Annotated in this window: 14 protein-coding genes; 12 read left to right on the top strand and 2 right to left on the bottom strand. The window is 54.6% G+C overall.

Features of this window, described 5'->3' with window-relative positions; translation table 11 throughout:
• Positions 1-17: 17 nt before the first annotated feature.
• The 9 genes from NST37_RS18350 to NST37_RS18310 all read left to right on the top strand — a co-directional run bounded on the left by NST37_RS18350 (position 18) and on the right by NST37_RS18310 (position 12,323).
• Positions 18-1,502, top strand: a complete 1,485-nt coding sequence (locus NST37_RS18350) for a sigma 54-interacting transcriptional regulator (RefSeq protein WP_339185634.1) — start codon at positions 18-20, stop codon at positions 1,500-1,502.
• Positions 1,503-1,579: 77 nt separating this feature from the next.
• Entirely contained in the window at positions 1,580-2,146 is a 567-nt protein-coding gene (lepB, locus tag NST37_RS18345) for a signal peptidase I (RefSeq protein WP_085974956.1), read from the top strand.
• 121 nt (positions 2,147-2,267) lie between these two features.
• On the top strand, positions 2,268-3,767 hold the full coding sequence (locus NST37_RS18340; RefSeq protein WP_024982885.1) for a helix-turn-helix domain-containing protein: 1,500 nt from the start codon (positions 2,268-2,270) through the stop codon (positions 3,765-3,767).
• Between the two features lie 153 nt (positions 3,768-3,920).
• Positions 3,921-5,591, top strand: a complete 1,671-nt coding sequence (gene hutU / locus NST37_RS18335; RefSeq protein WP_122957946.1) for a urocanate hydratase — start codon at positions 3,921-3,923, stop codon at positions 5,589-5,591.
• A gap of 5 nt (positions 5,592-5,596) precedes the next feature.
• Positions 5,597-6,874: an imidazolonepropionase gene (hutI, locus tag NST37_RS18330; protein WP_122957919.1), complete on the top strand. Its 1,278-nt coding sequence runs from the start codon at positions 5,597-5,599 to the stop codon at positions 6,872-6,874.
• 156 nt (positions 6,875-7,030) lie between these two features.
• Positions 7,031-8,377 carry a YjiH family protein gene (locus NST37_RS18325; RefSeq protein ID WP_003389117.1) on the top strand — a complete coding sequence of 449 codons (1,347 nt, stop codon included), beginning with the start codon at positions 7,031-7,033 and terminating at the stop codon, positions 8,375-8,377.
• Between the two features lie 203 nt (positions 8,378-8,580).
• On the top strand, positions 8,581-9,567 hold the full coding sequence (locus tag NST37_RS18320; protein WP_339185633.1) for a glycerophosphodiester phosphodiesterase family protein: 987 nt from the start codon (positions 8,581-8,583) through the stop codon (positions 9,565-9,567).
• A gap of 242 nt (positions 9,568-9,809) precedes the next feature.
• Entirely contained in the window at positions 9,810-10,373 is a 564-nt protein-coding gene (locus NST37_RS18315) for a glycerol-3-phosphate responsive antiterminator (RefSeq protein WP_003389120.1), read from the top strand.
• A gap of 285 nt (positions 10,374-10,658) precedes the next feature.
• Positions 10,659-12,323 (top strand): glycerol-3-phosphate dehydrogenase/oxidase, encoded by a 1,665-nt coding sequence (locus NST37_RS18310; RefSeq protein WP_003389122.1) that lies wholly within the window; start codon positions 10,659-10,661, stop codon positions 12,321-12,323.
• A 146-nt stretch (positions 12,324-12,469) separates the two neighbouring features.
• On the opposite strand, the gene NST37_RS18305 is transcribed toward NST37_RS18310, so the two are convergent.
• Complete coding sequence (locus NST37_RS18305) at positions 12,470-13,435, bottom strand: DMT family transporter (protein WP_031933132.1); 966 nt, start codon at positions 13,433-13,435, stop codon at positions 12,470-12,472.
• Between the two features lie 168 nt (positions 13,436-13,603).
• Between NST37_RS18305 and NST37_RS18300 the strand changes: the two genes are divergently transcribed.
• Together NST37_RS18300 and NST37_RS18295 are read left to right on the top strand one after the other, a co-directional pair.
• On the top strand, positions 13,604-14,467 hold the full coding sequence (locus NST37_RS18300) for a LysR family transcriptional regulator (RefSeq protein WP_003389124.1): 864 nt from the start codon (positions 13,604-13,606) through the stop codon (positions 14,465-14,467).
• Between the two features lie 356 nt (positions 14,468-14,823).
• Positions 14,824-15,651: an aldo/keto reductase gene (locus NST37_RS18295; RefSeq protein ID WP_003389125.1), complete on the top strand. Its 828-nt coding sequence runs from the start codon at positions 14,824-14,826 to the stop codon at positions 15,649-15,651.
• Positions 15,652-15,761: 110 nt separating this feature from the next.
• Here the strand turns inward: NST37_RS18295 and NST37_RS18290 are convergent, their stop codons facing one another.
• Positions 15,762-16,493: a YheC/YheD family protein gene (locus NST37_RS18290; RefSeq protein ID WP_031933130.1), complete on the bottom strand. Its 732-nt coding sequence runs from the start codon at positions 16,491-16,493 to the stop codon at positions 15,762-15,764.
• A gap of 281 nt (positions 16,494-16,774) precedes the next feature.
• Between NST37_RS18290 and NST37_RS18285 the strand changes: the two genes are divergently transcribed.
• Complete coding sequence (locus NST37_RS18285; protein WP_003389127.1) at positions 16,775-17,518, top strand: IclR family transcriptional regulator; 744 nt, start codon at positions 16,775-16,777, stop codon at positions 17,516-17,518.
• Positions 17,519-17,531: the final 13 nt, after the last annotated feature.

Raw genomic sequence — 17,531 nt, 5'->3', positions numbered from 1 at the left:
ACGAGAGGGGATGCGCTGTGTCATTGCGGGAAATAGCCGACTCGGTTCAACAGATTGCGGAGGCAGTCGCGTCCGTATTGCACGTGGAGGTAGAGATAGCTGACCATCAGTTGCTGCGAATCGCCGGTACAGGCAAGACTGAGCCGGGCAGATTGCAAGCGATGGCCGGAGAAGATTTTGTCTACCAGGCAGCGCTCAGGACGGGTCAGCCTGTCGTGATCGACAGCCCGGGTACCGATCCGCTCTGTCGTCCTTGCATGCATTACGGGAATTGCGCGGAAACCGGGGAGATTTGCTGTCCGATTCGGGTGAACGGGATTGGCGTGGGAGTGATCGGGCTGCTCGCCTTTGATCAGAAACAGCGGGATCGGCTTTTTTCCGATGTGGACTCCATTTTGCTTTTCTTGCAAAAAATGGCAGAGCTGATCGCGATGCAAATAAAAGAACATCAGATGTATCGGGAGCAGCAGCTTGCCCTGGAGAGACTGCAGGCGGCTATGCAGCAGGATGATGCGTTTGCCGAGATAACCGGAACCAGCGCCGTAATCACACGGGCGAAAGAGATGGCAAGACGTGCGGCAGAGAGTGATTCCACCGTCCTGCTTCTGGGGGAAAGCGGCACGGGAAAGGAATTGTTCGCACGAGCGATTCACAAGGCCAGTCCCCGCAGAAACGAACCGTTTGTTTCTCTCAACTGCGCCGCCATTCCCGATACTTTGATGGAGAGCGAGTTTTTTGGATACGAAGAGGGGGCGTTCACCGGAGCCCGCAGAGGAGGAAAAAAGGGACTGTTTGAAACGGCTGACAAAGGGACGATTTTCCTCGACGAGATCGGGGATATGCCGATGCATTTGCAGGGCAAGCTGCTGCGTGTCCTGCAGGAAAAGCAGGTCGTCCGCGTGGGAGGAGAGGCCCAGCCCGTCGGTGTCGACGTAAGAGTGGTGGCGGCGACCCATCGCGATCTCGCCCAACTGGTCAGAGAGGGCGCCTTCCGGCAGGATCTGTATTATCGTCTGCATGTCATCCCGATCCATCTGCCTCCGCTAAGGGAGCGCAGGGAAGATATATTGCCTCTGGCCCACCTTCTTTTGCAGAAAAACGCTGCACGTTTGGGAAAACAGCTAAACGGCTTTACGCCGGAGGTACAAGCCAGGTTCGTCCAGCATGACTGGCCCGGTAACGTACGGGAGCTGTCCAACGTCGTCGAGTATGCGTCCACGATGGAGCATCGCTTGTTCATTTCTCCGGAAAATCTCCCCGCCACGTTGTGGACAAGCCCATCTGCTGAAGGCAAGGCCCAGCCTGTCGTCGGGCCGGGAGAAGGCTCAAGCTGGAATCTAAAGCAGATCGAGCAGCGCACAATCAGGCGGGTCATGACTCACCTGGAGAGAGCAAACAGGCCGAAAGAGGAAGCGGCGCAGCTTTTAGGGGTCAGTCGGGCGACTTTGTTCAGGAAACTGAAAGAAATGAGAATATGTGAACGGTCTCACAGAGATCCATAATTTGGTATATTTTTGGCTCCGCCGCCATTTTATGCTATGATAGCTTTCGAGGAAATTTTGAAAATCGAAAGGCGGGGTTGCCGGTGAAGCTAAGAGAGATCTGGGAATGGGTCCGTTCATTGGCATTTGCGCTAGGACTTGCGCTTGTGCTCGGCATTTTTGTGTTTCAGCCGTTCAAGGTAGAAGGGCATTCGATGGACCCAACCTTGCAAGATCAGCAGCGAATCTATGTATCGAAGCTGTCCCATACGTTTTCGTATTTGCCGGACTACGGCGATATCGTGGTAATTGACAGTCGCGTGGATCGAGAGCGCAGCTTTCAGGATGACCTGGTCGGCCATCCGCTCATCCATCTGTTTTTGGGAAAAGAGAACGAAAATTTCATGTATGTAAAGCGTTTGATCGGCAAGCCGGGTGACGTCATCGAGATTAAGGACCATCAGCTCTATCGAAATGGCGAGAAGCTGAGCGAGCCCTACATCAAGGAAAAGATGGAGGGAGAAGACGGGAAATGGGCCGTGCCGGAGGGCCACATCTTCGTCATGGGAGACAACCGCAACAACAGCCTGGACTCCCGCGAGATCGGCTTTGTCCCGTTCGATCATGTCATCGGCAGCAAAATAGAATGGAAGGTTGGAAAGTAAAAGGGTTGCCATTTCGGCAGCCCTTCCCTTGTCTGACAGAATTTCTGCCGGCAAAGCCGGATTGCGAGGAATCCCATGCAGGGCATAACCCAGCTAGTCTCACGGAACAGGAGGAGATCGCATGACGACGCTTTTGATCGCGGACCGGGACGCCAATGAACGGACGGGCATCAGTTGGCTTGTTTCCACATGTGCCATCCCCTTTGACGAGGTTGTCACCGCCGGGACGGCTTCCGAGCTGTTCCGCGTCCTCGAAGGAACAAGGCCGGATGTCGTCTGCGTCGAGCTGGACATGGTGTCCAAGGAACAGTGGGAGCGACTGAAAATGCTGACCTCCCAATACCGGCCGACAGTCATTGTAACAACAGCGGAGGCCACCTTTGAGCGCGCCGTACAGGGCATCGAGCTTCACGCCATCGACCTGTGGGTCAAGCCGCAAACTCCCGAGCATATCCGGCGTGTCCTGACCCGCTGCTGCCAGGACAGGACGGTGGCCCGAAAAGCAAGCGAAGTGCAGACTGACCATTACGGATCGGCGGTATCGTACCGCAGTCTGTTTTTGCCTCTGGAAACGCCGGGAAGGGGACTTCAGCTGATGCTGCTGCAGCTCGAGGAGACAGCGCGGCACGGGGATTTGCTGACATTTTTGGAGACATATCCGTTTCGGGACAAGCCTGCTCTTTTGCCGCTGAGCGACGTGATCGTCTGTCTTTTCGATCTGAAAAACGAGGCGCCTCTCGCTTCGCTGCTGGAAGTAGGAAAACGGCTGCTGATGGACTGGGAAGCGCAGCATTCGGAGTCGCTTTCGCTCGTTTTGTACGACGCCGAGGATCAAATGCTCAGTCTGCACCAGAAGTACAGGTATGCCGTCGAAGCGCTGGACATCCGCTTTTTCAAAGGATACCGGCAAATATCGGTGGTGGAGAACAAGGTGAACTGGGCGGTCATCGATCCTTTTCTGACTCCGGCGGAGCAAAGGGCGTGGATTGACATGCTCCACGACGGCGACCGCGAACAGGTGAAGCAGTGGATGTACCGGCAGTTCCTTCATAAAGAAGAGCCGTATCCCGAGCCGGGGCTGCTTCGTATCCGCCTGACCAGCATTTTGGCCCAGGTGAGAAGATTTATGAAGTCTCACTGTCTGGACGAAGGAGCGCTGGAGGATTGGTATCACCGCGTATTCGATACGATCTTATACACGCCGGTGCTCTATCGGATCGTCCAGGAGCTGCTTTTGTTCATCTACGAGCTGCTCGATTCCGCGACGACGAATCGCGAGGGAGCCCGCCTCGATATTATCGAGCAGGCCATCCGCTACCTGGAGGAAAACTACGCCCGCGCCGATTTGCGGCTGGAGGAGGCAGCGCGGCATGTGGACCGCAGTCCCGCCTATTTCAGCTCGCTTTTGTCAAAGCGTCAGGGAGTGTCCTTTCGCCAGATGCTGACGACGATACGCTTGCGCGAAGCAGAGCGGCTGTTATTGGAGACGCGCCTTTCCATCCAGGAGGTTGCCGAGCGGACAGGCTTTGTAAACGCCAATTATTTTAGCAAGATTTTTAAGGAAAAGCGGGGGACAACCCCTCGTTCGTTTCGAAATCAAAAGAAAAGCAATAAATCGTAAATTTTTTTCTTTTTCTGGTTGGAAGCGCTTCCGGTTATCCGAAATCTCCGAAAAAACCGAAAGGAAATCGAAATAAGGATGCCTGTTTTTCCCCGATTGGTCTCTTCTATACTACATATACAAAGACCTATTGGGGAAAGGGCAGGTGCAATGATGACGAAGACACAATCGATTCAAGAGTTGATCCAGCAATATTCAGGTACAAAGCTTCATGCCAAGGGATGGGTACAGGAAGCGGCGCTTCGGATGCTGCTCAACAATCTGAACGAGGAAGTGGCGGAGCGCCCTGAGGATTTGGTCGTGTACGGCGGCATTGGCAAGGCAGCCCGGAACTGGGAATGCTTCGATGCAATTGTCGAAACATTGAAAAACCTGGAGAGCGACGAAACGCTCCTGATCCAGTCCGGCAAGCCGGTTGCCGTATTCAAATCGCATGCGGATGCGCCGCGCGTGCTGTTGGCCAACTCCAATCTGGTGCCGCGCTGGGCGACCTGGGACCACTTCAACGAGCTCGACAAAAAGGGCTTGATGATGTACGGACAGATGACCGCCGGCAGCTGGATCTACATCGGCAGCCAGGGAATTGTGCAGGGGACGTACGAGACATTTGCCGAGTGCGCCCGTCAGCATTTCGGCGGTACGCTGGCAGGCACGATCACAGTAACTGCCGGTTTGGGCGGTATGGGAGGCGCTCAACCGCTCGCGGTATCGCTCAATGGCGGGGTGAGCATCAACATCGAAATCGACCGCACACGCATCCAGCGCCGTCTGGAAACGCGCTATCTCGATGTGATGACAGAAAGTCTGGATGAAGCGATCGAGATGGCGAAGGAAGCCAAAGCGGCCAAGAAGGACCTGTCCATCGGTCTTCTGGGCAACGCCGTAGACGTCCTGAACGAAATGCTGCGGCGCGGCTTCATCCCCGATGTACTGACTGATCAGACGTCCGCCCACGACCCGTTGAACGGGTATATTCCGGTCGGCATGACGCTGGAGGAAGCGGCAGCACTCCGCAAGGCTGATCCGAAAGCGTACGAGGCGAAAGCGGTGGCGAGCATCGCCGAGCATGTCCGCGCAATGCTGAAGCTGCAGGAGGAGGGTGCCGTTACCTTCGACTACGGCAACAATATCCGTCAGGTGGCGAAAAACGAAGGCGTGGAGGATGCGTTCCGCTTCCCGGGGTTTGTACCCGCGTACATCCGTCCGCAGTTCTGCGAAGGCAAAGGTCCGTTCCGCTGGGCGGCGCTCTCGGGTGATCCGGAGGACATCTACAAGACAGACGAAGTGATTCTCCGCGAGTTTTCCTATAACACGCACTTGTGCAACTGGATTCGCATGGCCCGCGAAAGGGTGTCCTTCCAGGGACTTCCGGCGCGCATCTGCTGGCTGGGCTACGGCGAGCGGGCACGCTTCGGCAAAATCATCAACGACATGGTGGCCCGCGGCGAACTGAGCGCTCCGATCGTGATCGGCCGCGACCACCTGGATTCCGGCTCTGTCGCTTCTCCGAACCGGGAAACGGAAGCGATGAAGGACGGCAGCGATGCAGTTGCGGACTGGCCGATCCTGAACGCCCTGATCAACGCGGTAGGCGGAGCAAGCTGGGTATCCGTCCACCACGGCGGCGGCGTAGGCATGGGGTATTCGCTGCATGCCGGCATGGTCATCGTGGCTGACGGAACGCCGGAAGCAGAGAAGCGCCTGGAGCGCGTCCTCACGACCGACCCGGGCATGGGGGTAGTCCGCCATGTGGATGCAGGCTATGATCTCGCGGTGAAGACAGCCAAGGAAAAAGGCGTCAAAATCCCGATGCTAAAGGAGTAAGCGCCATGAACAACAAACCTGTATGGATTCGCCGGGCCAGCCAATTGGTGACGCTGGCCGGCGGTTCTGCCGCACCGGTGACAGGCAAGCGAATGAATGAGCTGGGAATCATCGAGAACGGCAGCCTCTGGATCGAAAAAGGCCGGATTGAAATGGTCGGGACGGATGACGAGCTGCAAGCGGCGTATGAGGGGCGAGCCCATGAGGCAGAAGTCATCGACGCGTCCGGCAAGCTGGTAACGCCGGGTCTGGTTGATCCTCATACCCATCTCGTCCATGCCGGAAGCCGTCAAAATGAATTCAACATGCGCTTAAACGGCGCTACTTATATGGAAATCATGAACAACGGCGGGGGCATTCACGCGACGACAGCCGCGACCCGCGCTGCTGATCACGCGACCCTGTTTGCCGAGAGCAAGAAGCGGCTCGATCAATTTCTCCTCCACGGGGTCACGACCGTAGAAGCGAAAAGCGGCTACGGCCTCACTCTCGAGGATGAGATCAAGCAGCTCGAAGTGGCACAGCAGCTGGACCAAGCGCATCCGATTGACATCGTCAGCACTTTTATGGGAGCGCATGCCGTCCCTCGCGAATACAAGCACGATCCCGATGCTTTCGTCGAGCTGGTGATTCGCGAAATGCTTCCCGAAGTCGCCCGCCGCAAGCTGGCAGAATTCAACGACGTATTCTGCGAGCGCGGAGTGTTTACCCCCGAGCAGTCCCGCCGCATTTTGGAAGCAGGCGTGGAGTATGGACTCAAAGCAAAAATTCACGCCGATGAAATCGAGCCGTATGAAGGAGCCGAGCTGGCTGCCTCCATCGGCGCCGTATCGGCTGACCACCTCCTGCGCGCTTCTGACAAAGGCATTCAAATGATGGCAGAAGCGGGCGTCATCGGTGTCCTCCTGCCGGGGACCGCCTTCTTCCTCATGGCGGAGTCGGCCAATGGCCGGAAGATGATCGACGCGGGAATGGCCGTAGCGATCTCGACGGACTGCAATCCAGGCTCTTCGCCGACTGTTTCCACGCCGCTGATCATGAATCTGGGCTGCCTGAAAATGGGCATGACCCCTGCGGAGGTATTGACAGCCGCGACGATCAATGCGGCCCACGCGATCAGCCGCGGCGGGCAGATCGGCAGTCTTGAGCAGGGCAAGCAGGGGGATGTGACGATATTTGATGTGCCTGATTACATGACCCTGCAATATCGATACGGCATCAACCACGTTCACACAGTTGTGAAAAAAGGCATCACGGTAGTAAAAGAAGGACGGTTGGCGTAAAGCGTCATAACCCGGTCCAGAATAGAGAGTGCGAGGGGGCACTCTCTCCTCGATTGGGTGATGGCAGGCAGCCTGTGCCGTTTGAAAAAGAGAGATAGCAGTTATCTGGATAGGAAAAGGGAGAGGGACCGACAACTCAGCCAGAGGAGGACCCTTATGGACTATCATCCGCAAAACGGGCTTGCTGCAGAAACGAATCCGGCCACTGCTCCAGCTACGCCGGCCAATGTATGGAAGTTTCTCATTTTCAGCTTGATCGGCATTTTTATGTTCTTTATCCCGATAACGGTAAACGGAAATTCCTCCATCCCGCTGGACCATATCGTCACCTGGCTGCGGGGCACTGTCCCGGGCGTCATCCCTCTGTATGCTTTTGTGGTGATCCTGCTCGGAGCGATCTATCCGTTCGCTACAGGCACGTGGAAGAAAAACAAGGTGAACATTGTCTTTTCCTTTCTCAAGGTGCTGGGTGTGATCGTAGCGGCTCTGATCTTCTTTCAGATCGGACCAGCCTGGCTGATGGACAAAGACATGGGGCCGTACCTGTTTGAAAAGCTCGTGATACCGGTTGGGCTGGTCGTTCCGATCGGTTCCATTTTCCTGGCTTTGCTGGTCGGCTACGGCCTGTTGGAGTTTATAGGCGTACTGGTTCAGCCGATTATGCGTCCCGTATGGAAAACACCAGGCCGCTCCGCTGTCGATGCGGTGGCCTCGTTTGTCGGCAGCTACTCGATCGGCCTGCTTATTACAAACCGCGTCTTTAAGGAAGGCAAGTATACGGTCAAGGAAGCGGCGATCATTGCCACCGGCTTTTCCACGGTTTCTGCCACATTCATGATTGTGGTGGCGAAGACGCTTGATCTGATGGCCTACTGGAACCTTTATTTCTGGGTCACGCTTGTGGTTACGTTTTTGGTGACGGCTGTGACCGTCCGCATCTGGCCGCTCAGCAAGATGAGCGACGAGTATTACGATGGCAAAGGGGACCCGGAAAAGGCGGTGACCGGACGCAGGCTCCAGCATGCCTGGAGCGACGCGATGCACGCCGCCCAATCGTCGATGTCGCTTGGCCAAAACATCTGGGTGAATCTGCGCGACGGCTTTATCATGACGATGGGCATCTTGCCTTCGATCATGTCAGTGGGCTTGATCGGCATGGTGCTGGCCCAGTTCACGCCTGTTTTTGACTGGCTGGCCTATTTGTTTTATCCGGTCACGTGGCTGCTGCAGCTTCCTGAGCCGTTCCTCGCGGCCAAGGCATCCGCGATCGAAATCGCCGAAATGTTTTTGCCCGCGCTGATTGTGACCGGAGCGCCCCTGATCACCAAGTTTGTGATCGCGGTAGTCTCTGTCTCGTCTATCCTGTTCTTCTCCGCCACGATTCCGTGCATCTTGTCTACGGAGATTCCGATCAGCATCCCGCAGCTGATCGCGATCTGGCTGGAGAGGACGATTCTCACGCTTGTGTTTACGACCCCGCTCGCTTATTTGTTCTTGTCGTAGGACCGTAAGAAAACAGAATGACCGCAAAGAAATGAGCACAGGCTGGTTGCACTTGTAAAAGAGGCAGCCAGCCTTATTTTTTCAAGGCACGTGTACATGCGATTGGTTTTCAACCGCTGGGAGAGCTGTAGCCGGATTAGCCATATGGAGAAGGTTCATGATATTCTTGCTTTACATCATGCAATCTACAACAGGAGGACTCGATGAAGAAGCTGAAAAAAATGCTGAAGAACAAATTCGTTTTGTGTCTGCTTGTGCTGGCTGCATTTGTCTACATAAACAACAGCTCTCTGTTTACAAAAGCGAGCAATGAAGCTCCGCTGCTGCTGGCCCATCGGGGTATGGCCCAAACCTTTCATATGGAAGGAATTACAGGCGAGACGTGCACAGCGGAGAGGATTTACGAACCGGAGCACCCGTTTCTGGAGAACACGATCCCGTCTATGGAAGCGGCTTTTCAGGCTGGAGCCGACATTGTCGAATTTGACGTTCAGCCCACCAGAGACGGCAAGTTCGCCGTTTTCCACGATTGGACGCTAGGCTGCCGGACCAACGGACAAGGGGTTACGCGCGAGCATACCCTGGAAGAGCTGAAGCGATTGGATATCGGGTACGGCTACACAGCCGACCAAGGAAAAACATATCCGTTTCGCGGAAAGGGAATCGGCTTGATGCCGTCGCTGGAAGAAGTGCTGAACCATTTTCCCGAGCAATCGTTTTTAATCCACGTGAAGAGCAACGATCCGACCGAAGGAGAGCAGCTCGCCGCCTTTCTCTCTGGATTGCCCGCCAGCCAATTGGAGCGGTTGACTGTGTATGGCGGAGATGAACCGATAGCGGCCCTGAAGGAAGGCTTGCCCAGCGTCAGAGTGATGTCGAAAGCAACGATGAAAAGCTGTCTGATCCCTTACATTGCTGCAGGCTGGACAGGCTACGTTCCAGCCGCATGCGAGCATACGCAGCTGCATATTCCCGAAAAAATCGGCCCTTGGCTGTGGGGATGGCCGACTCGTTTTCTGGAGCGCATGGATAACGCCCACACACGCGTTATCGTGGTGGGAGGAGACGGAAGCGACTTTTCAACCGGATTTGATACCCCCGAGGATGTAAAGCGGCTGCCTTCCGGCTATACCGGCGGCATCTGGACAAACCGGATTGACCGAATCGGTCCTCTCTATCAACAGAAATAACATGCTTTGCGGGGAGTGCGGCTCCATTCAGAGCAATTGACAACGGTTACACGATCTGCTTAAATCAAACTAAGTTAATACGAAGTGACGGAGAGATGGAGACCCACTGTTGAATTCCCCGATGAAGGGGAGTTTGCAAAAGGTGGGTTTTTTTCTGTCTGCAAGCTGTTTTGCAGTAAGATGGAAATGATCGATGCATCCTAGTTGGAGGAAGGACGTTATCGGAAGAAAGGTGGATCTTGATGAATTTTAACGGCCAAAAAATACTTCCTGCTGCCCGCCATATGAAGGATTTTGATCATATTTTGGAATCCCCCTACGAATACGGGGTGTTTCTGGATACGCATATCGCGCAATTGAAAGGCTTGTATGACATGGCAGAGAAACATAAGAAGAAAATGTTTTTGCATGCCGACCTCGTGCAAGGCTTGAAAAACGATGAGTACGCCGCGGAATTTCTCTGTCAGCAAATCAAGCCGGCGGGATTGATTTCAACCAGGTCGAGCGTCATTTTAAAAGCGAAGCAAAAAGGGGTATTGGCGATTCAACGTATTTTTTTGCTGGATACCAATGCATTGGAAAAAAGCTATTTGCTTTTGGAAAAGACGCAGCCCGACTTTATTGAAGTCCTCCCGGGCGCCATGCCTGCGATCATAACAGAAGTGTTTGAACGAACGAAGATCCCGATCTTGGCAGGGGGACTGATTCGAACGATTGATGACGTGAACATGGCCTTGCAAGGGGGAGCTTCGGCTATTACCACCTCCAATCGGAAGCTCTGGGAGCATTTTGCTCCGAAAGGCTGAGGTGCGTTTCGGAGCTTTACAAGGCGGACGTTGTCCAAAAATGGTCGCCTCGTCCTTTGGTACAGAGGCATTCGCGGCCCTGGAAAAAGCTGCAGTAATGCAGCCGGGCTGGAAACGAGCGGTAATTGCAGCTATGGCTTTTATCGGAAGGCATATTATGTTATATTATTGTATAAGTTAATATTTCGTCTGGAGAATCGGAGAGACCTCAATGCATTATAGTTTAGCTATAGTGTTCGTTGGGGTCTCTTTTTGTTTTTCTGTACAACCTCGGGAGGGAATGAAATGGCAGAGACATTTTCAAGTGCGCAGAGAACAAAGAGATTGGAAGAAATGAACAATCAGCTCTTTGACCTCGTGGTGATCGGAGGAGGAATTACCGGAGCGGGCATTGCCCTTGACGCGACAACGAGGGGCATGAAGGTTGCCCTGGTCGAAATGCAGGATTTTGCTGCGGGAACGTCCAGCCGTTCGACCAAGCTGGTCCACGGCGGCCTGCGCTATCTGAAACAGTTTGAAGTGAAGATGGTTGCGGAAGTCGGACGGGAGCGGGCAATCGTGTACGAAAATGGCCCTCACGTGACGACACCGGAATGGATGCTGCTGCCGATCCACAAAGGCGGGACCTTCGGCAAATTCTCGACATCCATCGGCCTGCGAGTCTATGATTATTTGGCCCAGGTGAAAGGCTCAGAGCGCCGGAAAATGCTGAATGCCCAGCAGACTTTGGCCAAAGAGCCGCTGATCAAGCAAAAAGATTTGTTGGGCGGAGGGTATTATGTAGAATACCGTACAGATGATGCCCGTTTGACCATAGAGGTGATGAAAGAAGCCGCCGAGCGCGGGGCGCTGCCGGTGAACTACGCCAAGGTTGAGGAATTTTTGTACGAAAACGGCAAGGTGAACGGCGTCAAGGTCGTCGATCAGCTGGACGGCACCGAATACAAGCTGTACGGAAAGAAAATCGTAAACGCGACAGGACCTTGGGTAGATACGCTGCGGGATCGGGACAACTCCAAGAAAGGAAAATTCCTGCAGCTGTCAAAAGGGGTGCATCTCGTCATCGACCAAAGCCGCTTCCCGTTGAAACAAGCTGTCTATTTTGACACGCCCGACGGACGCATGGTGTTCGCCATCCCTCGCGACGGAAAAACATATGTAGGGACAACCGATACGTTCTACAAAGAGGAGATTTCCCATCCGCGGATGACGAGTGCCGACAAGCAGTACTTGCTTGATGCGATCCGCTATATGTTCCCTGCGCTCGATATCAAAGACGAAGACGTCGAATCAAGCTGGGCAGGCGTTCGCCCGCTGATTTACGAAGAAGGAAAATCCGCTTCGGAAATCTCGCGCAAAGACGAAATTTGGCAATCCGATTCGGGATTGATCACCATCGCCGGAGGGAAGCTGACGGGGTACCGGAAAATGGCCGAGATGGTCGTCGACATGGTCGCTGATTTGCTGCAAAAAGAAGGAAAAGGGACATTTGGACCTTGTGCAACGAAGCATATGCCTATTTCCGGCGGAAAAGTGGGAGGCAGTGCGAGCTTGCCCGCCTTTATCGAACGGAAAACCGAAGAGGGAACGAGATACGGCTTTACCCGTCAGCAAGCAGAGCGGCTGGCCCGTTTCTATGGCTCCAATGTAGATGAACTGTTCCGCTTAGCCGAAGGGCACGCCCAGGAGGCCGCGGAGTCCGGTCTGCCGCTTGACTGGTTCGTTTCGCTGCGCTATGCGATGGAAGCGGAAATGGCAGTGAAGCCGGTCGATTTCCTCATCAGACGGACGGGTGCTCTGTTCTTCCGGATCAACGAAGCGAAACAGTGGAAGGATGCCGTGGTCGCGTACATGGCCAGCCATCTGGGGTGGAGCGAATCGCAAAAAGATGCGTATCTGCAAGAGATGGACATGCATATGCACGATGCGGTCACGCCGCTGGAGGCGTAAAAACTTCAGGACACCATAAATGACAACGGAACGAAAACACAAGAAAAAACCACGCGCTTGGCAGGTTCCTATGCGGAACGGTTGCCATGGCGCGTGGCTTTTTTTTTATCTGTTGAAGCAATAGGGAGCTGAGCGCCACGGGGCGGTCAAAAAGAGGCTTCCTTGGAAGCGGCTCTGCCCGACACCGCAAGCTTGAGCTTTTTTCGCTGAAACAGGTTGTTGCTGATCAAAGCCAAAATGATCAAGAGCGTTCCTCCGGCATCGTACATCGTGATCTGATAGCCTTGCCAGACGGAGATCAGAAAAGTGGTGACCGGAACAAAGTTGATAAACAGGATGCCGTTGATCGGTGTGAGCAGCTTGACACCCGCGTTCCAGCTTAGCAGAGCCAGGATTCCCGCGACTCCGATCATGAAGCCAAGCTCGTAGCCGACGGAAAATACCGACTGGAGCGATGGGGCGTGCAGGACATCCAGGGCTGTCAGCAGCAGGACGATCACCAGGGAGGTCCCGGTTCCCAGCACGCAGCTCAAAGTGGAATACCGCAGCACTGACCACGACTCGAAGTGGTTGCCCCCGATCGTATAGATCACCCAGCCCAGTACCCCGAGCAATATCAGCAGGACAGGCAGCAGGCTGTCTCCCCCCAAAAGAAAGGTGCGGAAGTCGCCCTTCGTAATCACCAAAAAGCAGCCGACCAGGGCGAGGGCGATGCAGCCGATGGTAAACGGTTGAGGCTTCTGGCCTTTATACATCCACAGCACGAGTACGGACAGCATCGGCATGAGCGCTTCCATGACGGATGCGAGGATCACTCCCGAGGTGCCCAACTGGTTTTGGCCCCAGAAGACCAGCAAGTTGTATATGGTAAATGCCATGGTCCCGAAAAACCAGAGAGAGACTCCGCGGCCTTCGAGACGCAGTGCTTGTCTGCCTTCATTGATCCAGAGAAAAACAAGCAGCAGCAGGGAAACAACCGAATAACGGATAACGGAAAAGTAAAACGGGTCCAGATGGGCAAACGCGCTTTCTGCGACCGGAAACATGGCGCCCCACGCCATGCTGGCGATCAGGCAGAGCAAGGCCCCTTTCATGATGTGCTCTTTGTTCATAGGTGACTTCCTTTCGCAATTCACTTTCGCTAACAAATTTTTCACGATGACTATCATATTCCGAAATTACCATCATGTAAAATGATTGAAAATGATGAAATGTATCATTGTCAGTGATACAATGGGGGTGGAAGATAAGCAGCGGAAACATAGAAAGAGGGAGCGAAAATGGAGATCAGCGATCTGCGGATTTTTCAGGCTGTGGCTGAGCTGGGCAGTGTCAGCAAGGCGGCGAAAGAATTAAATTACGTACAGTCCAATGTGACAGCCCGGATTCAACAGATGGAGCTGAAGCTGGGGACCGAATTGTTTTATCGGCATCGCAGGGGAATGAGCCTCAATCCCGAGGGGAAAAAGCTGCTGGGGTACACGCAGAAGATCCTGGCGATGATGGAAGAAATGAAGCTCGCCTTTCAGGACGAGGAAGACCCATCCGGTCCGCTCCTGGTCGGCTCGGTGGAAACTGTCAGTTGTTTGCCTGACATCTTGTCCGCCTATCACAAAAAGTATCCGCGCGTGGATTTGTCGCTGATGACCGGCGTCACGGAGCATTTGATCAGGGACGTCCTCCAGTACGAGCTGGACGGGGCGTTTGTCAGCGGTCCGGTCCAGCACCCGGAGCTTGTCCAGGAGCCCTTGATCGAAGAGGAGCTGGTCTTGATCGCCAGGGCCGAGGATGGGCCTGCGTCGCTGGAGGAATGCAGCACAAAGCCGCTCCTTGTGTTTCGCTCCGGCTGCGGCTACCGCTCTCGTCTGGTTCATTGGCTCGGCAGCCAGGGCATTGCGCCGACGAAGATCATGGAGTTCGGGACGCTTGAGACGATACTGGCCGTCGTCGCATCGGGGCTGGGCGTTTCGCTGGTTCCGCGGCCGACCGTGTCACGGTTGGAGAGAGAGGGGAAGATTCGCTGCTTCTCCATACCTGAGGAATATTCCACGGTCTCGACCGTGTTCATCCATAGACGGGACTCGCACATGACGGGAACGATGAAAAAATTTCTGGAGACGATTCGGGCGCTTCACGCAGGATGAGCCGTTCGTACAAGAAGCGATGATAAGCATGAAAACGGATGACAAGCATCAAAAGCGGCGTTCCATACGCGGCATTCAGGGCCGATGCGATTGCGCGCAGCACCGCAAGGAACGTATCGGCCCGCTTTTTGTCTCCTGGGGCAGCCGCCTCGTTCAGCAACGGTTTCGTGCAGGAACCGTCTTGTATAGCAACCGTCCCGTGGAGCAGCCGTCACTTGTGTCCCAGGGTGTACAGCCCTGTTCAAGGAGAGCACACGGAAAGCATATTCGAAGGGCGCAGCGCCTTTTTTTGGAATCGCCATTGTGCTACACTATCAAGCGAGATACATAAAACCGATAGAACGGGAGGAAATCGAATGGCAACGCATCTTGCTGATACCACCGTCTTAAACAACGGAATCAAAATGCCCTGGCTCGGCCTCGGCGTGTGGAAAGTGAAAGAAGGGGATGAGGTGCAGCGCGCGATCCTGTCGGCTATCGAGACCGGCTACCGCGCCATCGACACCGCTGCTGTTTACGGCAATGAGGCTGGCGTGGGCGATGCGATTCGCGACAGCGGAATTGCCCGCGACCAACTGTTCATCACGACCAAGGTATGGAATTCCGATCAAGGCTACGAGACGACGCTGAAGGCGTTTGACGAAAGCATGAAAAAGCTGCGCCTGGATTACCTCGACCTGTACCTGGTGCACTGGCCGGTACAAGGCAAGTATCTGGATACGTGGAAAGCGTTGGAAAAGCTGTACCGCGACGGATACGTGCGAGCGATCGGAGTCAGCAACTTCCACGTGCATCACTTGGAGGATTTGAAACAGAACAGTGAAATCGTCCCGGCCGTGGATCAGGTAGAGTACCACCCGCTCCTGACACAAAAAGAGCTGCTCGCTTATTGCAAGGAGAACGGCATCCAGATGGAGGCGTGGAGCCCGCTGATGCAAGGCAACCTCGACCAGCCGGTGCTGGTGGAAATCGGACAAAAATACGGCAAGTCTCCTGCCCAGGTAATCCTGCGCTGGGATCTGCAAAACGGTGTCGTGACGATTCCAAAATCGGTCACGCCGGAGCGCATCCGCCAAAATGCCGACGTGTTCGACTTCACGTTGACAGCTGAAGAGATGGAGCAAATCAGCCGCCTTAATCAAAACAAGCGTTTTGGTCCGGACCCGGATAACTTTGATTTCTAGCATAAACGACGAACGCCCCGACCTCTGCGAGAGCTGTCGGGGCTTTTTGCTTTCTGTACGGCAGAAGGCTCGTCTAGCCTTCCTTGGCTTCGCTCGTCCGATTTTGGATACTACCGTTTATAGGAGCGGATGCGGCGGTACTGGCTTTTGTCCTTCAGCTTCAGGAACAGGGAAATATCGGGCCGCAGGTTGGCTTCGATGATCCAGACCCGTCCCGAAGAATCCAAAGCCATATCCAAACCGTACACCCTCTGATTGGCATAGTAGGTGCTTAGCTGCTTGGCGGCTGCGACCGCCACCGCTTTCAAACGCTGAATCAGTTGATCGGCAGAAGCGGATCGAAGCGATGAGAGCTGTATCGCGGAACGCAGCGGCAATACTCTTCCTCCGCTCCGCTTGATGTTGGTGATAATATAGCCGGCTCCAGCCACCTTGGCGAGCATTCCGGTCACGACCCACGAGGAGCCCGAACGGCGCTGGACCATGACACGAATGTCAAACGGACGGCCGTTGACGCGGGCGAGCGAGATTCCTTTCTGCACCAAGTACTGCGACTTGATCCGGCTGCGGATGTAGCGGTAGGTGGCTGATTTGCCGCGAATCGTACGTTTGCGGCAGCCGCGATGGACCTTGTAGTGGTTATCTCCCAGGCCGGTGATCAGGATGACACCGGCACCGCCGCTGCCTGCGATCGGCTTGGCAATAACTTTTCGATACTGTTTTAAAAAATGGCGGAGCGCATGCTTGGAGAAGAGTCGGGTGCGCGGAAGAGTAGAGGCCAAGCGGGAATTTCGACGCAAGACACGGTATTTTTTCAGCTTTGACTCATTGTATTTACCCACGAGCGGTCATCCCTCCATGAGCTGAAGTTATGGTTTCATTCCTTTTCAATCTATGTTTCTATCAGCGAATAGCGATGGGGAGATGTCCACTCAGGGGAAAATTAGGTGGATGGCGCACTTCAAGGCGCACTTCAAAAGGAATGGCCGCGTTGACAGCCTGACAGGACCGCGTCACATTCTGCTCTTTACTCTTCGCCGCTTTTTTTCGTATACTTAAAAATAGAACCTCATTTCATCAGGTGAAACGTACGGAACCGATTTTAATGAAGCAGGTGGAACGAATGGAAGAACAGAAAGCTAACGTGCGAGCCGTAGAGCGGGCGCTTGACATCCTGCTTTGCTTTACGGATTCAACCGACTTGGGGCTAAGCGAGATCGCCGGGCGGTTGTCGCTGCATAAAAGTACGGTACACCGCTTGCTGGCCACTCTGGAAAACAAGGGATTTTTAATACGCGACGCTCAGACGGAGAAATACCGCCTTGGATTTCGCTTGTGGGAGCTGTCCGTGAATCTGGCGCATTCCGATGACCCGGCCACCCTTTGGCTGCCGGAGATGGAGCGTTTGCGGGATGTCGTCGGGGAAACGATCAGCTTGTATGTCCGCGACGGCAATGAGCGGATTCGCATACAGGCAGTGCAGAGCAACCAGGCTATCCGGAGGGTCGCGCCTATCGGGGCACGCATGCCGCTGTCAGTAGGCGCATCGAGCAAGGTTCTGGTGGCATACGCGGAACCGGCTGTCAGGGAAGAAGTGCTAAGTGACCCGCTTTGGCCCGAATCGATCGACCGCGACGCATACCTGGAACAGCTGGAGCAGATCCGACGCCAAGGCTTTGCCACCAGTGTCGAGGAACGGGAGCTGGGAGCAGCAGCAGTAGCCGCGCCGATTTTTAACCGGAACGAAAAATTGGTTGCCGCGCTGGCGGTATCAGGTCCCTCCAACCGCCTCACGCTGGAAAGAATGATGGAGATTGCGGAGCCGATCATGGAATCCGCTTATCGCATGGGAAAAATGTTAAAATGAACAGGGAAAAGGG

Origin of the sequence: Brevibacillus sp. FSL K6-6036, assembly GCF_037964015.1 — a bacterium.
GTDB lineage: Bacteria > Bacillota > Bacilli > Brevibacillales > Brevibacillaceae > Brevibacillus > Brevibacillus borstelensis.
The sequence above is the reverse complement of the archived record's forward strand: the minus strand, read 5'-3'. Positions and strand labels throughout refer to the sequence as shown.